General features: G+C 34.8%; 13 protein-coding genes and 1 tRNA gene. 6 read left to right on the forward strand and 8 right to left on the reverse strand.

What is annotated here, in order from left to right:
- Nucleotides 1-28: 28 nt before the first annotated feature.
- Complete coding sequence (locus ACY45D_RS16450; RefSeq protein ID WP_463107669.1) at nucleotides 29-1,189, reverse strand: sensor histidine kinase; 1,161 nt, start codon at nucleotides 1,187-1,189, stop codon at nucleotides 29-31.
- On the opposite strand from ACY45D_RS16450, the gene argH reads away from it, so the two are divergent.
- Both argH and ACY45D_RS16460 read left to right on the forward strand, forming a co-directional pair.
- Entirely contained in the window at nucleotides 1,180-2,610 is a 1,431-nt protein-coding gene (argH, locus tag ACY45D_RS16455) for an argininosuccinate lyase (RefSeq protein WP_463107670.1), read from the forward strand. The two genes, ACY45D_RS16450 and argH, sit on opposite strands and share 10 nt — an antisense overlap.
- A gap of 11 nt (nucleotides 2,611-2,621) precedes the next feature.
- On the forward strand, nucleotides 2,622-2,891 hold the full coding sequence (locus ACY45D_RS16460; protein WP_463107671.1) for an oxidative damage protection protein: 270 nt from the start codon (nucleotides 2,622-2,624) through the stop codon (nucleotides 2,889-2,891).
- Between the two features lie 611 nt (nucleotides 2,892-3,502).
- On the opposite strand, the gene ACY45D_RS16465 is transcribed toward ACY45D_RS16460, so the two are convergent.
- Complete coding sequence (locus ACY45D_RS16465; RefSeq protein WP_463107672.1) at nucleotides 3,503-4,141, reverse strand: sterol desaturase family protein; 639 nt, start codon at nucleotides 4,139-4,141, stop codon at nucleotides 3,503-3,505.
- A 220-nt stretch (nucleotides 4,142-4,361) separates the two neighbouring features.
- On the opposite strand from ACY45D_RS16465, the gene ACY45D_RS16470 reads away from it, so the two are divergent.
- Both ACY45D_RS16470 and aqpZ read left to right on the forward strand, forming a co-directional pair.
- Nucleotides 4,362-5,372, forward strand: coding sequence for an AraC family transcriptional regulator (locus tag ACY45D_RS16470; protein WP_463107673.1), 1,011 nt, complete (start codon nucleotides 4,362-4,364; stop codon nucleotides 5,370-5,372).
- 290 nt (nucleotides 5,373-5,662) lie between these two features.
- Entirely contained in the window at nucleotides 5,663-6,355 is a 693-nt protein-coding gene (gene aqpZ / locus ACY45D_RS16475; protein WP_463107674.1) for an aquaporin Z, read from the forward strand.
- 70 nt (nucleotides 6,356-6,425) lie between these two features.
- Here aqpZ and ACY45D_RS16480 read toward each other — a convergent pair whose 3' ends face one another.
- From ACY45D_RS16480 to ACY45D_RS16490, 3 genes are all read right to left on the reverse strand, one after another.
- Entirely contained in the window at nucleotides 6,426-6,671 is a 246-nt protein-coding gene (locus tag ACY45D_RS16480) for a hypothetical protein (protein WP_463107675.1), read from the reverse strand.
- A gap of 73 nt (nucleotides 6,672-6,744) precedes the next feature.
- Nucleotides 6,745-7,764: a DNA/RNA non-specific endonuclease gene (locus tag ACY45D_RS16485; protein ID WP_463109504.1), complete on the reverse strand. Its 1,020-nt coding sequence runs from the start codon at nucleotides 7,762-7,764 to the stop codon at nucleotides 6,745-6,747.
- A gap of 461 nt (nucleotides 7,765-8,225) precedes the next feature.
- On the reverse strand, nucleotides 8,226-10,106 hold the full coding sequence (locus tag ACY45D_RS16490) for a potassium transporter Kup (protein ID WP_463107676.1): 1,881 nt from the start codon (nucleotides 10,104-10,106) through the stop codon (nucleotides 8,226-8,228).
- Nucleotides 10,107-10,228: 122 nt separating this feature from the next.
- Between ACY45D_RS16490 and ACY45D_RS16495 the strand changes: the two genes are divergently transcribed.
- Both ACY45D_RS16495 and ACY45D_RS16500 read left to right on the forward strand, forming a co-directional pair.
- Nucleotides 10,229-10,318: transfer RNA gene (locus tag ACY45D_RS16495), tRNA-Ser, on the forward strand.
- Nucleotides 10,319-10,500: 182 nt separating this feature from the next.
- The gene (locus tag ACY45D_RS16500) at nucleotides 10,501-11,661 is read left to right on the forward strand and encodes a tyrosine-type recombinase/integrase (RefSeq protein WP_463107677.1); all 1,161 of its coding nucleotides are present in this window, start codon (nucleotides 10,501-10,503) and stop codon (nucleotides 11,659-11,661) included.
- Between the two features lie 93 nt (nucleotides 11,662-11,754).
- Here ACY45D_RS16500 and ACY45D_RS16505 read toward each other — a convergent pair whose 3' ends face one another.
- From ACY45D_RS16505 to ACY45D_RS16515, 3 genes are read right to left on the reverse strand one after another with little or no spacing between them, the layout of a single operon-like run.
- Nucleotides 11,755-14,310 (reverse strand): DEAD/DEAH box helicase, encoded by a 2,556-nt coding sequence (locus tag ACY45D_RS16505; protein ID WP_463107678.1) that lies wholly within the window; start codon nucleotides 14,308-14,310, stop codon nucleotides 11,755-11,757.
- Nucleotides 14,307-15,878, reverse strand: coding sequence for a Hachiman antiphage defense system protein HamA (locus ACY45D_RS16510; RefSeq protein ID WP_463107679.1), 1,572 nt, complete (start codon nucleotides 15,876-15,878; stop codon nucleotides 14,307-14,309). The genes ACY45D_RS16505 and ACY45D_RS16510 overlap by 4 nt, the downstream gene beginning before the upstream one ends.
- Nucleotides 15,856-16,953: a ComEC/Rec2 family competence protein gene (locus tag ACY45D_RS16515; protein ID WP_463107680.1), complete on the reverse strand. Its 1,098-nt coding sequence runs from the start codon at nucleotides 16,951-16,953 to the stop codon at nucleotides 15,856-15,858. The genes ACY45D_RS16510 and ACY45D_RS16515 overlap by 23 nt, the downstream gene beginning before the upstream one ends.
- Nucleotides 16,954-17,012 lie beyond the last annotated feature (59 nt).

Genomic DNA, 17,012 nt, shown 5'->3' on the forward strand with positions numbered 1-17,012 from the left:
CTAATATTTATTTTAATGTTTATCCAAATCATCTCTTTTTATACTGATATTGAATTACTGTGGTAAATAATCCATTTCCCGCATAATTTCGAAAATAAACAGAATCGCCAAAATGTGCTTTCAAACGCTGTTTTACATTTTCTAAAGCAATTCCATGCCCTTCTCTAACTTTTATTCTATCTTGTAAAAATGGGTTGGTAATGACTATATTGACTTGATTTTCTAATATTTCAACCAATATGGCGATTTTAGCATTAGATATTTTGCCTTCTACGCCATGAAAGATACTATTTTCAATTAATGGTTGTAAGGTCAGTAGCGGGATTTGTATCCTGCCCAATAACAGGGGTTGCGGTATATTCCATTCAACAAGGAGCCGATCTCCTAATCGAATTTGCTCGATGGCAATATACTGCCGACACAATTCAATTTCTTCTTTTAAACTGACCAATTTTAATTCTTGAAAACTGGCTCTAAATAATTTTGATAAATCGATCAGCATTTGTTCTGCTTTATCAGGGTCAATCGCAATCAAACTGACCACACTATTTAAACTATTGAATAAAAAGTGAGGGTGAATACGGGCTTGCATCGCTTGAATACGGGCATTGAGCTCGCTATTTTGCTGTAAAACAGTCTGCTCTCGAATATACATATAACGCAAACAAAATGCGCCCAATAAAATGCCATAACTGAGATGTAAAACCAGATTATGGTTAATATCCTGCGCCGAAATATGTTGTAAAGAAAAATTCTGGCCCCAATAATGCACAATGTTTAAAACCACCGTTGTACATAGCACAATTATTTGTAACAACAAAAAGCTAAACATGGTGGCTGTTAAATATCCCATTTGAGCTATTTTCTTTTGGAATACATCTTGAAATGCCGCAAATGCTAACAATATCCAATTAATATAGAAAATATACTCTAACACGTGACCAAAATTTAAACTCTCCCAACCCTTTGCTTCAGATAATGCCAATAAAAGAGCAAGTACATTACTGGCAATAAAAAGCTCCCATAAATACCGTCGATGTCCCATTTTCCTAAAAAAATAAGACTGTCGAAAATACTGATTCGATTTTATTGATGAATGATTGTGCTTTACTTCGGCAAGTGAGGCTGAATTTGTTATACTGTTGCGAGTTCTACTGCTTTTTTTCCTACTGAGCCGATATGACCACATCTTCTAATTCCTCTAATCCGTCACAAGCCCAAACTTCAGGCATGTGGGGCGGTCGTTTCTCCGAAGCTACTGATGCTTTTGTTGCTGAATTTACTGCATCTGTTCAATTTGACCAACGCTTTTATAAACAAGATATTGCAGGTTCTATTGCACATGCAACCATGTTAGCAAAAGTTGGCGTCTTAACTGAACAAGAACGTGACGACATTATCAATGGTTTAAACACGATTAAAGCTGAAATTGAAGCGGGTCATTTCGAATGGCGCATCGATTTAGAAGATGTGCACATGAATATTGAATCACGCTTAACGCAGCGTATCGGTATCACAGGTAAAAAACTTCACACTGGACGTAGCCGTAATGACCAAGTCGCGACAGACATTCGTTTATACGTGCGTGATGAAATTGACGCTATTTTACAATTACTTGAAAAACTACAAAAAGGCATTTTAGGCTTAGCTGCTCAAAATACCAATACGATCATGCCAGGTTTCACCCATTTACAAACAGCGCAACCAGTGACTTTTGGTCATCACTTAATGGCTTGGTTTGAAATGCTTGTACGTGACTCTGAGCGTTTAATTGACTGTCGTAAACGTGTTAATCGCCTACCTTTGGGTTCAGCCGCGCTTGCTGGAACGACTTATCCGATCGAGCGTGAATACACTGCTGAGCTTTTAGGATTTGAAGCTGTGTGTGAAAACTCACTGGATGCGGTATCTGATCGTGACTTTGGCATCGAATTCAATGCTGCTGCTTCTCTGATCATGATGCACTTATCACGTATGTCTGAAGAACTGATTCTTTGGACATCTGCACAGTTTAAATTTGTGAACATTCCTGATCGTTTCTGCACAGGTTCATCGATCATGCCGCAGAAAAAAAATCCTGATGTTCCTGAGCTTATTCGTGGCAAAACAGGTCGTGTATACGGCGACTTGATGAGCCTGTTGACACTGATGAAAGGTCAACCATTGGCATATAACAAAGACAACCAAGAAGATAAAGAACCGTTGTTTGATGCGATTGATACTGTTCGTGGTTCTTTGATGGCATTTGCTGACATGATTCCTGCATTGGTACCAAACATTGAGATCATGCGTGAAGCAGCGCTTCGAGGTTTCTCAACAGCAACTGATCTTGCTGATTATCTGGTAAAAAATGGCGTTGCCTTCCGTGATGCACATGAAATCGTAGGTAAAGCAGTGGCTTTGGGTGTTCAAGAGTCTAAAGACTTATCCGAGCTAACACTTGAACAACTTCAGCAATTCTCAGATCTGATTCAAGCAGATGTATTTGAAAAAGCACTGACACTTGAAGCGTCTGTCAATGCACGTAATCACATTGGTGGTACTGCGCCTGCTCAAGTTGCTGCCGCAATTGAACGTGCTTACACCCGTTTAGAAAAACTTTATGCATAAGGAGTTTTGATATGACTCGACAAGTCTTTTGCCGTAAATATCAAAAAGAGTTAGAAGGTTTAGACTTTGCACCGTTCCCTGGTACAAAGGGTCAAGAACTCTTTGACAGTGTGTCAAAACAGGCTTGGCAAGAATGGTTAAAACATCAAACCACTTTGATCAATGAAAAACGATTGAATGTGTTTGAAGCTGATGCGAAAAAGTTTTTGGAAGAACAACGTGAGAAATTCTTCAACAATGATGAATCATTGGAAAAAGCTGAAGGTCTAAAGCCTGAGTGAGGGTAAGTGGAGCATTGCTCCACCCGAACGCAAGGCGCAGGCTATGCCTGAACAAAAGCATACGATAGAACAATCCATTTGAGACGAAACAATCGCTGCAAGCGTGCGTAGGCTTTCATTCAAAAGAATCTCCATATTTGTTATGGGGATTTTTTTATTGTTTAATGAACGCAAGGCGCAGGCTATGCCTGAACAAAAGCATACGATAGAACAATCCATTTGAGACGAAACAATCGCTGCAAGCGTGCGTAGGCTTTCATTTAAAAGAATCTCCATATTTTTTATGGGGATTTTTTTATGTATTAGTTTTTTATGTTTAGCTCTTATTACGGAGAATAGCTATAAGTTTTTCCTAGCCATAAAAAAAGGAGTCTTGGAGACTCCTATAAACTTCAGAAACTACAGCGTTTGCATTCTGAATAAGCACAAAAGTACTTATAGCGCTTAGTTTACTTGAATCACATACTTAAATATTGACAATATGTGCACATTTTTTTGACAATTTGCGACTTATTTAAATGACAAAATAAGTTTAAAATTGACATACAAATATGATTTTAATATTGAACACTAAATGATATTTTCATAAAAATAAAATACTTAGTATCAATTTAAGCAACTGACTCTATGTTTTCTTCAGCTTCTTTCTGAACCAATTTAGGTGTCTTTTCTACCCACTTTGCAGGAAAATATTTTTCTACCGTTGAAGATAATAAACGCGCAACAGGTTCAGGTAATTTCACACCCAACGGATTTTGTTCTTTTAAATCCGCAGAAGAAACCACACGCGTACCCATTAAATAATCAAACCAAGGCTTTGTAACACACCAGTTGGCATCTTGATTTGAATTCATATGATGATCATAGTGCCAAGGGATTTTTTTCATCGCCCAATCTGGCTCAAGATGTGCACGGCGATGAATATAATAATAATTACAAGCGCTATATAACGACGCTGCAACCATACCTTTTGAAATTGGATAGAAAATTAAACTCGCAGCTCCCGCAGCAACAGCCAATGAAACAATTTCATTTTTAGTTCGCCAGTTTGAAATCCCTTCCACATAACCATCATCATTGAAATCTTGCTTACGTACTTCACGATGATGCTCCCAATGTGATTTCATACTTCTAGGCACAGGACTATAACGTGGCTGACCCGAACGATGCGTACCATGCAAAATGAATTTATGTGCCATCCATTCAAAACCATTTGCAAAGACCAAACCAACGACAAAACCTTTTAACATGGGATATCTCCTTTTCTTATATTCAATATAGAAGAGCTTTTAAAAAAGATATTGACATGAAAAAACATTTACATTGACAAATTGCGACATTAATTTACTATTCTTTATTGAGCTAAACGTGTCCTGAAATGCGCTTGTTTATCAGAAACAAACTTGATTAAAATATTCAGGTAAAATCGTTTTATTCGCAATTTTGATCAACAATAAAAAGATTATAGAGATGCAACAATTTAAGGATTACGCTGGCTCCGTCTATGGAGGACTTGGACAATTACTATTTGCTTTTAGTGAAGCAAATGGATTGAAAATTTCTGAGAAATTACAACAAGTTCAGAACCTAGAACGTTTTGATTTCAATATATGGCGTGAGCTTTTAGATGATATCCAAGCTCAAACCCAAAGCCCAGCTTTAGGGCTTGAAATCGCAGCTCATGTACAACCAAAACATCTTGGAATCATTGCTTATATTGCCCAATCTTGCGATACCATGGGAGAGGCGCTCACTCGCTATTTTGACTATCATCGTTTGATTTTTGATGGAAGCCCTTTAAAAATAGAGTCTTTTAGTGATGGCTATCTAGGTATTCATTGGGCAACGCTACCGTTCCATCTCACAACACAAATCACAGATGAAATTGCTATTGCACTGATGGTGCAGTTTCTAAGACATTTTCTTTCTGCAAAAGATATTCAGTTGCATCAAATCAATTTTACGCATTCAAGACCTCAAAATTTAAAGATTTATGAGAATTTCTTTCAATGTGCTGTCAAATTTAATCAACCGCAAGCAGAGCTCATCTTTCCGCTACAAGTCATGACTGTCCCTCTCAGCCATGGTGATCAAACTTTGCAAAAACTGTTGATGCAACAAGCCCAAGCGCTACTCAATGATTTACCTCATTCCAGTCAAATTGATGAACGTTTACAACAAAATATTCTTTTAGGGCTACAACGAAACCTGTACCAAATTGGAGAGGTTGCAAAGCAATTGAATATCTCAATTAGACAGCTTCAAAGGCATTTGCAAAACCAAGGGACAACCTATCAACAACGCGTCCAAGAAGTTCGAAAATTATTGGCTGTTCAGTATTTACAAGACCCTTATTTAGGGCTACATGAGATTGCTTTATTACTTAGTTATTCTGAACAAAGTGCTTTCCAACGTGCGTTCAAACAATGGACAGGACTCACTCCTCAACAGTGGCGAATTCAAAATAAACAGCCGAAATAGCACATGAGCACCTGCCTGAAAATAAAATGATTTAAATTCCTCTCATCTTTTTTATGATAAATTTATTCATTTATTTTAAGCCAAGTTATTGTTAAATATATTTATTAAATATTCTACATAAACTAATTATAAAAAAATTTACGTTAAAAATGTATTTTGTGATTTTATTTTCATATTTTTAGATTATTATTCACTCAGCAAAATAAAGTTTTACATAATCAACTGGCTATCCTTCACTGATTACAACATTGGATAACCAACCCTTTCCATAAAAAGAAATAGGAATAAACATGCATAAATATCTCGCAGAATTTATCGGAACCTTTTGGCTCGTATTTGGTGGATGTGGTAGTGCGGTACTGGCTGCGGCTTTCCCTGAGCTAGGTATTGGATTTATGGGCGTTGCTCTAGCCTTTGGTTTAACTGTACTCACAGGTGCGTTTGCACTGGGTCATATTTCAGGTGGTCACTTCAATCCAGCAGTCAGTGTAGGCTTATGGGTTGGTGGTCGTTTTGATGCAAAAGACCTCCTTCCATATATTATTGCTCAAGTGGTCGGTGGTATTTTTGCAGCCTTTATCCTCTACATCATTGTACAAGGTCAAGCTGGATTTACCGGTGTTGGCGGTTTTGCAACCAATGGATTTGGTGATTTATCACCAGGTAAATACTCAATGGTATCTGCACTCATCATCGAAATCGTACTCACCGCAATCTTTCTTATTGTGATCCTAGGCTCTACGGACAAACGTGCTCCTGCTGGCTTTGCACCTATTGCAATTGGTCTAGCTTTAACACTAATTCACTTAATCAGTATCCCTGTAACCAATACTTCGGTAAACCCTGCACGTAGTACAGCTGTGGCATTATTTGCTGAAACTGCTGCATTAAGTCAATTGTGGTTATTCTGGATTGCACCGATTGTTGGTGCGATCATAGGCGCAGTGATTTATAAAGTTGTGGGTAATGAACCACAAAACTAATTGATTCCAACAATAATGAACCTGCTGCGGCAGGTTTTTTATTGTCTCAAAAATATGAATAAATAAAAAATTAAAGAAAAGGGTTCTCAATCTCCCCTTCCGTGCGGCGGGTAATGTGCTGTGGGAGATCCGTTTGTTTCTCTAAATTTGCCACAATATCATTTAAATAACGCTGTAAAACTAAAGCAACCTGTAAACCCGCTTGGTCTTTGGTGATCTGTAAATTGCCATAAATACTGACACAATCATCTTGATTTTCTAAAGTTAAATCATGAATTGAATGTGATTCCGTTCCATTTTCAAATGGTTTAAACATTGAATATTCTCATTCTTTTGATATTACCCAGTATACGGTGATTTTAAAATCTGACCAAAATACAACCATAAAATTACTTTAAAATTTGTAATATATATTGCAATAAAGCCTCAACCAATTGTTTAACCAAGGCATCCTTGGTTTCTTCATCGACCTTAGGCAATTGAATCTCTGAAGTATTTACTGCACTTTTCGGTTGAAATTGTTTTTGCAACACTTGTATTTGATCTTTAGAAACATCCTCTGCACATTGACTTTCAGCATCCCAATGCGAATATTCAATTTCTTTATTGGCTTTAACCTGATTTGCAGTCAAAGGCAATTTATATGTATTCCGCTTTTGTTCTTCAGTCAATTGTGGAAATAAATTGATTCCCAATTGTTCCTCTAAATAACAAACACTCACGATTCTCACCTGTTGCGAATCATTATTTGGTGAATAATATGCGCCAATAATGCCATGCTTAGGAATATAAATAGCTTTGTACAATGCGGTAGGAACAATTACCCCACTACCAATCGTTTTCAGCCTTTTACCTGAGAATATAGGCCCCGTCACCACATAAACATCTTTCTTTTGCTTAGTGACGATTGCACGTGTTGCTTCTTCAAGCTCACGCCATACCTGCTGATTATTTTTAGGTACTTGCGGTACGATATTGGCCAATGAAAAACTGTCAAATTGTGAAGCTTTATCAGACATATCACCATTGGGCGACATATGCCCACGATCATAACCAGAACTACGATAATCCGACAATAACGCACGATGTGCTGAACTCAAACGTTGCTCTTCATGAAAATTATCTTCACGTTTAATTTTCTGACTCAAACGTTGTGGTGATAAATATTCCGCGGTCCATAAAGGTGTTTTCGACACCCCTGAATACATAACATTGAAACCATTAAAACATAAAGGATAACTATTTTTCTTTAAACTTTCTTTTGCTAAAACAGGTGGCTCATCTCTATAAAACTGAGCCAAACAATCTGAATTCAAACGTTTTTCTTGAGTAAATGGAATAAACTGAGTAATTCTTTCCTGCCCAAAAGCAATGGCAAAACTTCCAGTAGCAACTACACCTAACACCATTTTTACAACTGAATTTTTCAACCAAAATTTCCCAAATACCTTAAATCACTTTATGAATAAATCCAAAAACAACTTTTGAACTTCAGTAGCCTAACAAGCCAATCACAACAAAGATATTATGTGAATATTCAAATGAATAAACCTTCAACACCTTCTGCTTAGTAAAGCAGCATTGCATGTAACAATTCATTGCTTTTTCAATAAACTTCCCTAAAAGCCTTTTCATTCAATCGTTTCAGCTGAATTTATACCATTGAGTATGCCACTTTAAAATCAGATCGGCGAGGCTAAAGCGACATCACTTGTCGTTTTAATTACCACTAAATGATCGCAAAAAGAAATAGAGGCATTGATACAACCAAAATGACAAAAACATTAAAATCTAATCTATTTTTAGCGCGCATAAAAAAGCCAAGAATGATCTTGGCTCTCCACAAATTTTAACTGAATAGATATGATCATCAAATTTCGATTTGGCTGCCCATTTCAACCACACGATTGGGTGGAATTTGATAGAAATCACTTACAGGGCTGGTATTTCTTTGCATTGAAATAAACAACTTTTCACGCCATGGCGCCATACCATCACCCACTGTGTGAATTAAACGATCACGTGAAATGAAGAAACTAATGTGCATCATGTCAAAAGCGATCTCCATTTGAGAGTAAGCAAGCGCTAAGGCATTTGGAATATCAGGTTGATCTTTAAATCCATAATAAACAAACACACGCTGAAACTTATCATCCAAAACTTCTACTCGGATTCGTTCCTGATCTGGAACATACGGCACATCACGAGTAATCACAGTGACCAAAATATTTCGCTCATGTAAGACTTTATTGTGTTTAATATTATGCAACATTGCATGCGGCACAATATTTGGATTCCCTGTTAAAAACACCGCTTGCCCAGGTACACACATAGCTCCATCATTCAAACTAACACTTTTAATAAACAAGTCTAACGGTAAAGCATCTTTCTCCAAGCGATTGAAAACAATCTCTCGCCCTGTTTTCCATGTCATCAGAATCGTGAATACGATTGCACCAATAAAAATAGGCACCCAACCACCAGAGATAATTTTTAATGAGGTTGAACCAATAAAAGCCACATCAATAATTAAAAAGGGAATGGCAAACAAAGCCACTTTCCATTTTGGCCAACGCCAAAATCCATATGCTAAAAAAGAAATTAAGATTGTGTCGCAGAACATGGTCATGGTGACTGCAACACCATAAGCATTAGCTAAATTGGCACTGTTCTGGAAAATCACAATGAGTAAGATAATAGATACAAATAATACCCAGTTAATAAAGGGTAAATAGATCTGACCTTGTTCGACATCTGATGTGTGATGTACGGTTAAGCGAGGTAAATAACGCAGTTGTATTGCCTGATTTGCCATCGAAAACACACCTGTAATCACAGCTTGCGAAGCAATGACTGCGGCAGCTGTAGCCAAGGCAATCATCGGATACAGGCCCCATTCTGGAACCAGTAAATAGAATGGGTTTTCAATTGCATTTGGATCACGCAGCAATAATGCACCTTGCCCTGCATAGTTTAGAATTAAGCAAGGTAAAACAATGATAAACCACCCCAAACGAATTGGGAGTCGCCCGAAATGCCCCATATCTGCATAAAGTGCTTCACCACCAGTTACGGTAAGAATCACAGCACCCATGGTTAAAAAGGCCACGTACGGCTGATGAAAAATAAAGTTCAATGCCCAATGCGGACTCAGCATACTCAATACGTATGGAGTCTGACTGATACTGTAAATCCCCACCAAACCAATCGAGATAAACCAAGTCAGCGTAATTGGGCCAAAGAACTTGCCCATGGTTCCTGTGCCATGCCTTTGCACAAGAAATAATGCTGTCAAGATGCCTATTGCCAAAGGCATCAGCCATTTATTAAACATAGGGGTAGCAATACTTAAACCTTCAATCGCTGAAAGTACTGAAATTGCGGGCGTAATAATCCCATCGCCAAAGAATAAAGATGCCCCAATAAATCCTAGTGCAATCAAATAGATTTTTCTATTTTCTGCAATTCGATTCGTTCTTAAATTCAGCGCAAGCAAAGACATAATACCGCCTTCACCGTTGTTATCTGCACACATGATAATGGTGACATACTTGAAACTGATGGTCAGCATCATGCACCAGAAAATCAACGACAGAATTCCGAGCACTGTCGCCTCAGTGATGGCGATGTGTGCAGTGAGAAAACATTGACGTAGCGCATATAAGGGGCTGGTTCCAATGTCACCAAAGACCACACCTAAAGCCGCTAGCGTAATTGCAGGCAATGCTGCCTTTTTTGCAGTACTTCGCATAAAACGTCTTCTAAAAGTAGACACTATTTTTTCGCAATAATATCACTGTGTAAAAACTTTTGCTCTAAATCAATTGTTTCAGCTTGGCAGACCTCTTTTTTTTGGTTATTATCGCTCGCCTTGGTGAGGTGTCCGAGTGGCTTAAGGAGCACGCCTGGAAAGTGTGTATACGTTTGCGCGTATCGAGGGTTCGAATCCCTCTCTCACCGCCATTTTCTATTCTTACAATATCTCATGATGTACTCAAAAGCTTAAATCTAAAGGATTTAGGCTTTTTTTATGTCTAATACAATCTACTTTATCTGTTGCAATCTCGATATGGCTGGGGGTATAACTGGGGGTATAATAATTTACCCCTAAAATTATACCCCCAGATCTTAAGGAAACCGTTGTAATGCTTACAGATGCTTTTGTCAGAAAAATTAAACCTTCAGAAAAGAAAACCAAATATCCTGATGAAAAAAGCATGTACTTGGAAGTTACACCTTCAGGCGGTATGCATTGGCGGATGAAGTTTCGTCTTAATGGTAAAGAGAATATTTTCAGTATCGGTTCATATCCCGAAACAACACTTGCTCAAGCAAGACGAATTCGAGACGAAGCACGATTAGGGCTAAAAGATGGGATTAGCCCCAATGAAGCCAAAAAAAGAAAGAAACAGCAAATCGATGAAAGTACGCTTTTCAAAGTCCTTGCTATGGAATGGCTAGAAGACCGTAGAGCTGTCATTAAAGAAGCAACTTATTTACGTGATCTATCTGTTTTTGAAAAAGATCTATTCCCTGCTTTGGGCAATATACCCATTGATCAAATCAAAGGAAAAGATGTGCTTGCCTGCGCTAAAAAAATTGAAGCACGTGGCGCCCAAGAAATGGCGAAACGCTCTATTCCTTTAGCTGGACGTATTTTCCGTTTTGCAATTCGTAAGGGAATCATTGAGAGTGATCCAACACCATACCTTCAGGAAGCCTTAAAGCCTCGTAAGGTCAAACATATGGCACGTTTGGATATTTCTGAGTTTCCCCCCTTTCTTGAGCGTATGGATCGCTACCATGGTAATCCAATGATCAAGACAGCTATTCAGCTCATGACTTTAACTTTTGTCCGAACTGCTGAGCTGAGAATGATGGAATGGAATGAGATTGATTTTGATAATCATTTATGGCGCATACCTGCTGAAAAAATGAAAATGGCTCAACCTCACATCGTTCCATTATCTACACAAGCTCTTGAACTGATTGAAGGCTTACGCCCTCTTACTGGCAATAAACAATATGTTTTTTATAATCACAGTACAGCTAAGCCAATGAGTAGTAATGCTCTACTCTGTGTGATCCGCACTATGGGTTATAACGGCAAAATGACTGGTCATGGATTCAGAGGGCTTGCATCAACGACGCTACATGAGCAAGGTTATATGCATGATGCGATTGAAATTCAGTTGGCGCATAGGGTTGGTAATGCTGTTTCACAAGCTTATAACCATGCACAGCATTTAGAGTACCGAATCAAAATGATGCAGGACTGGTCTGATTTTATTGATAGTTTACGATAAACATTGTGTAATTCCCTAAACAAAAAGTTAAGTGATCACTCACAGAATTTCTATGCAATTTACACTGAAATCTAATGTTTAATTAAAGCTCAATTATAAAAACATTGAAACTTCATCATACTCTAATGAGTTAGATTCAATGTTTTCAAGTAATGCTAACTTATTAATACTCACAATTTCATTTTTTAATTCATTAAAGGAAATAAAATTTAATAGAGTTTTATTTTCTACAATATTATGGGCAGTAAGCCTTGAAAGACCTAAATTTTGCAATCCAATTTCTACTGGATTTTTCGTACCATATTCCAAATATGTAGACCAGTTATGCCCAGCATTGTCTTCACCCAAAATATTTGTTAAACATTTATAATAGTGGTTAAAATACTTCTCAAATACAAATGTTAATATATTTTCAATATCGAAAAGTAGCTTATCAATAACATGATTCACATGAACTAAATTTCCTCTATCAAAATCAACAGGTGGCATATTTCTATCTAAGTATATAATCTCTTTTCTTTTCAATTCATCATTAATCATTATATTTAAAGAAATTCCAGAAACCCACTTTGACATAATTACTGCATAGTAATCTAATTGTAAAAAAGATTTTATATTATCACTTTCAACAACCTCCCAATTATAAAGATTATAAAATTTAGCAAGAGTATTTTTAATATTATCATAATCCAATTTAGGAAATTTACGACTATCAGGGTCCTCAAGAATATAGTTGTAAACCTTATTTTGAATACCAAAATTCAAAGATTTGAAAGAATCAACTATTTCAAATGGTATATCAACAATGCTTTTAGAGTTTTCTTCTGCCAAATGAATTACTTCATCCCTATTAAAATCTATCATTTTTCTCAAAAGGAAGCTTTCATTATAATCATCCTTAAATCTAACAACATCAATAGACATTAAGTTTGCAAAATAATCATATATTTTATTAGAACTTTCTTTGTTTGGGTCACTTAATTGAAGTGAATCTTTAAGATGATTCAAGCCATTTTTATTATTTATCTTATCAATTGACGTTAGTATTTCATTATCACTTTTATCAAATATGCTAAGATCCTCCCATCTTTCAGAGCTATCATTTTGGATACAAAAAATATTACCAGACAATTCCTTGCAATATCGTCCCGCTCGACCAGCTAAATTCCAAAAGGCTATTGTTTTATTAGGATTATTAAGAGTATTTCCTTTATTTAGTCTTATCTTTCTATCGCAGTTTATAAAAATATTTTTGGTAGGCATATTTACACCCTCTACCAAAGTTGGCGTACAGAAAATAAAATCAATTTCTCCTTCTCTAAAAAGTTTTTCTACAATATTCCTAATAATTTGTGGTAATTGGCCATGATGATAAGCTATTCTTTTTTCTAAAAACTTACATAAATAATATTCTTGATGTACCAAAGATGAAATCTTATCAATAGCCTCTTTCATGTTTTCTGAGATCTTTATAGAATTATCAAATTTATCATAAAATTCCAATGCGTGATTTATTGCTTTTGCTTTTGACGAGCAATAAACCATATTAGCACTATTTCCCTTGCCGACATTAAAAATGAAATCATTTGGATTTCTTACTGTTTCTAAGATGTCAATTTTCAACTTTATTTTTTCCCCTTCAGATATACAAAACACATTATTAAATTTAAAATCAATTAAATAAAGATTTTGTGCCACAGGTGCTTCATCAACTTTAATAGAGTTAGTTACATCCTTACCAAACAACTCTAAAAATACCTCTGGATTTGCAATATTAGGCGAAGAAAATACCATTTTCACATTAGAACATTTTTCAATAACCTTATCAATCGCGCTATAAGCAGTTAAACTCCTCGTATCATCTATGGCTGAAAAAGAAAGTTTATGAGCTTCATCCACGAATAAAAAATCTATTTTAATATTATTATTTTTTGCAAAAAGACTAAGAAGTCGTTCTGGTGTTAATATAAAAATAAAGTTAAACTTTCCCTCGTAATTTGTAATACTACCATGTGTTTGAACCACATAGTTTTTTTCTTTTATAAGGTTTTCTAACTCACTCTTAATATCACTTGAAAACTGATTTATTAAAGCTTTAGAAGGAACCAAAACAACAATATTGCCATTACCTCTTTCTATTATTCGCTCTATATATCTGCGCATTAAAAAAGATTTTCCTAATGAAGTAGGACCGCTAAAACTAAAATGAGGTGCTTTTACCATCCTTGTAAAAATTTCATATTGAGTATCGGTTAAAATATATTTTTCATCAATTTTTTGATTTTTTTTCTTTGCTACAATTTCAAACCTCCTATCGAATGGCAATAGAGATTCCTCAATGTTTAATGCATATAAACCTAATTTTGAATAAACTGATGATGAATAAAATTTAAACCTTTCAGTTTTACTCAAAAATGGCTCACACAAACTTATCAAGTGATAAGCTTTCATACGAGCTTTTTGGCTATCAGTAGAGGCTAGTAAATCTATAAATCTAAATAGATTTTCTTCCTCAATTTCATCAAAACAATAATCATCAATATCATCTATTATTTTTGATGCATAAATTCTTAAAATCCGTTCATTCATAGATTTAAAGTAATCATTTTTCTGTATTTCTTCAAAAATATATTGACCTAAATTTTTCACTTTAAGCTCTCAAAAAAATCTTGATTGAATTTATTGGTGTCCTCAAAAGGCACAAAAAAACAGTCTATACTTGCCTTTAAGACTTTTATCTTTTCCAATTCTTTTTTTAAGTCATTAATAGAAGCTTTCAAATCCTCAACAATAATTTCCTCTAAAGCTAATTGGAAATCACCCTGTTGTAAAAATTTTAAACTCGTTTCAATTTTTCTATCATAGCCAATAAATATTGCCAACCTATCAGTATAATTATTAAGGATATTTTCTTGACTAGGTATTATTAATTTAGCTAAAATTTTACTTTCTTCCTCTGAATAAGTTTCATCTAAAAAACTATTATCAATTAGTCCACCATAAGGTTTAACTTCTGGATATTTATCTATTATAGATTGTATTGCATGACCAAATGAATTTTTCAAAATAGGTGAGAATAATGCAATACAATGTATAATCTCTATTTTTTTATCAGAAATGTTAGAAAATTTAATATGTGCTCCTTGAAATGCTGAGCTTTCATTATGATGAGATGAATATAATCTAGGCGCTTCACAATAGGTTTCTAAAAAACCTTGAAGAAGAATCTCTGGAATCTTATCCTTTGACTCCAGCTTCAAAAAGTCTTTAACACCTTGAATAACTGCAGCATTAAACTCATCATTTACTATACTTTGATTTATTTGTTTCCTAGAAAGGGAAAAATAAGGTATACAATGCGTTATTCTTTTATTAATAAATTCATAATTATAACTCTTTCCCTTAAGATTTAACCTATATAAATTTAACTCTCTATTATCTTCTAAATTTATATCATGTTCAATTTTAGAAAAACATTCTTTAAATTTGTTTTTTATTAAAGTCTCAAAACCTTTAGCTTTATTTTTAAGCTCAAGCTTTGGATAGCCTTTTGCAATCAGAACATCATTTAATTTTTCATCAATAATTTCACCAAAGCCTGTACCAATTCCTGTAGTATCAGTATATATACCAAGTAATAATGCTTTATTTCCTTTGATTTGAAGAATTCCTGCACCAGAATTACCAGATAAATTAACTTTAGAACTTTCTAAATTCCCGATACTTTCATTTAAGATCCTTAAACTAAATCTTTTTCTAAAAGGAACATAATTGGTATAGGAAATCGGTAGAGTTTCTTCATGATCCGATATATTAGGATAACCACAACTTAGAAACTCATCAGTACTTTTAAGATCTAATGTGGAAACAATTTCAATTTTAGGTAAATTTAGTAATTTTTTATGAGATTCATCTTTAACAACCAATATTGCAACATCCTTATCCTCACAAAATAAAACTTCCTGAACTTTTAGCTGTTCATAATTAGCTATATCAGGCCGATCAATTATAATTTTTGTTTTCGTAAATTTTGCTAATGCACATTTCTCGCACCTCAAATTCTTTCTAACTCTGCAATCTTGAGCACTTTTCGTACAAACAGCATGCTTTGCTGTAAAAATATACGTATGAGTAGTATTAGCATAAATAAAGCCGCTGCTTTTTTTCCCCTCGTGAAGAACTCTTACCGTAAGCTCATCTGCTAATTGAGTGCTCATATTCAAAGCAAACTCCTATTTCGTGTTTTGTTGGGAAAAACATATTTACGCTTGGTAAATCGTTAAATATTCTTTTTAAGTCAATATTTGAATAAGTAAAATAAAATTCCGTATTACTTATCCCTTTATTAATCAATATTCTACATAATGTTTCTTTATTCGGATGATAGTGTTTTTTATTTGCATTTGCAGAAATGATAAAATTCTTGCAGTCAACCATATTAAGTAATTTATCACTTGTATTTTTAGCACTTCCATGATGTGAAACTTTGAATACATCAACTTCTAATGGCAAGTTATCTTGATATTTCTCTTCCAAACTACTTACTACTACTGTTGGATGTGCATCTGACAACAATAGAAATTTCTTATCTTCCCATTTTAGTAGTAATGCAATACTTGCCCCATTTACTGGAGAACTATCCTCTTTAAACTTAGGCATGTTTTTTTCAAATTGCTTAAATGTAATATTATAATCAAATTCTTTAGTCGCACTTGACTTTACTGTCCGTTTTTTTTGGGTTGGCCAATATAAATTTAATTTTTTTAAATTATCAATAGATGGAGATAAAACTGTAATTTCTAAGTTGTCTATAATTTCTGATTTTCCTGCTAAAATTATCTCTTTGTACCATCTATCATCCTTATCAAGTATTTTGTACAAATCATTATCTTGAATTCTAGATGATTTAACTGTTCTATTATTATTACTAGTAACTGTATAACGCTGTGTATTTTTACATTTTTTCTTTAAAAAGTCACTTATGGTTCTTTCTGAATTAAACCATATTTTTTTCACTTTTTGATTTAACTCATTATCACCTAATATTTTTAAAATACCAGAAATATGATCATCATCGCTATGTGTAACAACAACTAAGTCAATTTGCCCATTCCCCCCATTTTTTAAAATTTCAAGAATAGTATTTTTTAAATTATTAAAATCTAACTGTGTTCGATTTCCCCCATCAATCAAAATATGGCGATACTCGCCCTTATGATTCTGGAACTGAAATAGTAAACAATCACCTTCTCTTGCTGGTAATGCATAAAGTTTGCTGTTAAACCGTTCCAAGCAAATCTCCCACTCATAGATTCATCTTAATAAAATATACATCAAATACTTGATTTATC

Source organism: Acinetobacter sp. BZX-2, assembly GCF_055179795.1.